Origin of the sequence: Mycobacterium sp. (assembly GCF_035653355.1) — a bacterium.
In the GTDB taxonomy this organism is placed as follows: domain Bacteria; phylum Actinomycetota; class Actinomycetes; order Mycobacteriales; family Mycobacteriaceae; genus Mycobacterium.
Window position 1 is genome coordinate 1 of record NZ_DASRBZ010000555.1, and the last position, 2,857, is coordinate 2,857.

A 2,857-nucleotide genomic window follows, 5' to 3' on the forward strand; every position below is an offset into this window, starting at 1 on the left:
AAGGCGGCGTCTATGTCGGCGCGGATGCGCTCCAGGGGGGATACTCGTGGGGACACGGGTGTGGGTTTCCTTTCTGTGCTTGTCAGGCTCTGAAAGGAACCTACGCCCGTCGTCTATTTACACCGCGGACTGGACGCCACCCCGACCCGTGGCATCTTCGCGAGGGCTCTCGACGACTGTCAGCGAGGCAGCGTTCGATAGTTGACCTGTCTTGCCCTGCAGGCCCCGCGGACTCCGGGACTGTCGTCTCGCTCTGACACGAGCAGGAAGGCGCTGAGCGCTATGGCTGCGGCGACGGCTTCAGAGCCGAGGGTAGACAGACCGGAGTGCTCGGCTACCAGCACTCCCATACGCCAGGCGAGTTCACGCATCGGGACGATGACGAAGTCTTCGGGCAGTGCCACCAGACTTGCGACAATCGCCTGGCGTTCCGCCGGCTCCCAGCTGCCGAGGAGCGCGCCGGCCCTCGAGCCGGCCGCGCTCTTGCACAGCCGGGCGTACCACAGGTTTGTGGTTGCCCGATCGTGGTTACCGACGGCTCGGCGCAGCGCCCGGTCGGGACCGACCATCCAGTCTCGGAGCAGATGGTCGTCCAGTAGGACGGTCACTAGCTCACCAGGTCGGGATCGTCCTCGGCCGCCACCGCGGCATAGTGGTCTTCGGCGGGCACCACGCGATCCAGGAGGCGACCCGCTTCGCCCACCGGAACGGTGAGCACTCCAAACCCCAGGTCGATCACCTCGACGAAGCCGCCGTCGTCGAGCTGCCATCTGTGCCGCACTGCCGCGGGGAGCGACATCTGTCCGGAGGTCGACACCTTGAACGTCTCGGTCTTGGCCACTCAATCCTCCATTTGGTGATTCGCTGATCCTACCAAGTATCGGCGGACAGCGGATGCACCGCACCGTCTCGGCTGCGTGCGCACCCGACAGGTGAGGCGGCAGGCCGCGCCGAGTTGCCTGGTCGAGACCCACGGTGTCGATAGGGGCCGGCGCGGGTGGCCACCAACCCCGCCCCCGAGCCGTCGATCAAGCGCGCTCCGGCAAGGACGACGGCATCATCCAAGGGGTCCACTGCCGACTCGGACCTATTGCGTGCTTGCCGTGCCGATAGGTGCGGTGGAGGGGCTGTTCTTCGCGTCGCAGTTCCGAGACAATGATCGTGAACCGGTAACTGGCACCCCTGCGTGCACTGGTGAGTCTGGTCCGCGCGGGACGCCTATTGTCCCGACATGTCCGTGGGGGTGCGACTGGCCGATCTGGCGCCTCGGGTGTGGTGGCGCCTCCGACGGCACAAGACGCGAGGTGCTCGTGTGGTCCTGATTCCAGGCGACGGGACGTTCTGTCTTGTCCGTCACCCCTACGAGCGGGTCTGATAGCCGATATGGGCAGGTACCTCATCAACCGGAATTACGCCCGCCTCTGGTACGGGCAGGCGGTATCCACTGTCGGCGACTACGTCTTCGACACGACACTCGTTCTGTGGATTGCCACTGTGTTGGCTAGGGGCCGATCGTGGGCGCCAGCCGCGGTCAGCGGTGTGCTGCTATCAGTCGGGTCAGCGACCCTGATCGTAGGGCCGGTCGCCGGAGTGTTCGTGGACAGGTGGAACCGGAAGCTGACGATGCTCCACTCCGAACTGATCCGGGCGGGGCTGGTCGTCGTGCTGTTGGCGCTGTCGATTGTCCCGGCCCGGGATCTGCCCACTGGAGTGTTGCTGGCGTGTGTGTATGCGATTGTCTTCGCAGTCAACGCGGTCGGCCAGTTCTTCTCACCAGCCCGGTTTGCCACCATCGGTGAGATTGTTCCGGGGGACGTCGACCGGGCCCGCGCCGCCGGTATCGGCCAAGCGACCACCGCCGTCGCCGCCATCATCGGCCCGCCCCTGGCGGCCCCCTTGCTGTTTGGCTTCGGGGTGCACTGGGCGATGCTGCTGAATGCGTTGTCCTACGTATGGTCGTACTTCGTGATCCGGTCTGTACCGGTGCCGGGGCGCCAACGAGCGGCGACGCGTTCTGGCCCAGCTGCGCTACGGCGGGAATTCGTGGTGGGCCTCCACTACTTCGCTAGGAGCCGGATACTCGTCTCACTGCTAACCGTCGCAGTCATCGCCCAAGGCGGCACGGGGGCGCTGAACACACTGAACGTGTTCTTCACTACCGAGAACTTGCACGCGTCGGCCCACGAGTACGGGCTTCTCTCCATGGCGTTCGGTGCTGGCGCCGTCATCGGCGCCCTGCTGGCAGGCCGGGTTGTCCGTTGGGTTGGAGCGCGGACAGCCACCTGGTCCGGCCTGATCGTCTCCGGCGGGTTCGTTTGCTTGTACTCCCGACAGACGGTCTTCGCTCCGGGCATCGTCGTGCTGATGTTGCTAGCGATCCCGGTTGCCATGATGAACACGGCGATTACGCCGCTGTTGCTGCGGGCGGCACCGCCTGAGATGCTGGGCCGCGTCGTCGCTGTCTTCAACCCGATCAACGAACTTGCTTCGATGCTGTCGGTTGTGATCGCAGGCTGGCTGGCCAGCACTGCGCTGCACAACTTCAGGGGCAGCGTGGGCGGTATGCACTTAGGTCCCATAGATGCCATCTTCGCGGGCGCCGGAGTCCTGATCGGCTTGGCAGGTTGCTACGCCTACCTCGCACTTCCGCGCGAAGGCGCAGTCGGGGTTCCGGTGGAGGGGGCCGCTTGACAATGGTGGGCACGATGACCAAGTCCCTGCTCGCCCATCCGCTCAGGTAGGTCGATCGGGCCGAATCGGACGCCTACCGATGTCGATATGGGAACGGGCCCGTCGCACGCCACCGGCAGCTACCCGCGAGGCCAGAATTACTACCCTCCGGGATGTGAGCGCCTCG

Annotated in this window: 3 protein-coding genes; 1 reads left to right on the plus strand and 2 read right to left on the minus strand. The window is 65.4% G+C overall.

The window, feature by feature from the left end; genetic code table 11:
• Window positions 1-179 precede the first annotated feature (179 nt).
• Both VFA16_RS19015 and VFA16_RS19020 read right to left on the minus strand, forming a co-directional pair.
• Complete coding sequence (locus tag VFA16_RS19015; RefSeq protein WP_324969308.1) at window positions 180-608, minus strand: hypothetical protein; 429 nt, start codon at window positions 606-608, stop codon at window positions 180-182.
• Window positions 608-841, minus strand: coding sequence for an AbrB/MazE/SpoVT family DNA-binding domain-containing protein (locus VFA16_RS19020; RefSeq protein ID WP_324969309.1), 234 nt, complete (start codon window positions 839-841; stop codon window positions 608-610). The genes VFA16_RS19015 and VFA16_RS19020 overlap by 1 nt, the downstream gene beginning before the upstream one ends.
• A 542-nt stretch (window positions 842-1,383) precedes the next feature.
• On the opposite strand from VFA16_RS19020, the gene VFA16_RS19025 reads away from it, so the two are divergent.
• On the plus strand, window positions 1,384-2,691 hold the full coding sequence (locus VFA16_RS19025) for an MFS transporter (RefSeq protein ID WP_324969310.1): 1,308 nt from the start codon (window positions 1,384-1,386) through the stop codon (window positions 2,689-2,691).
• Window positions 2,692-2,857: the final 166 nt, after the last annotated feature.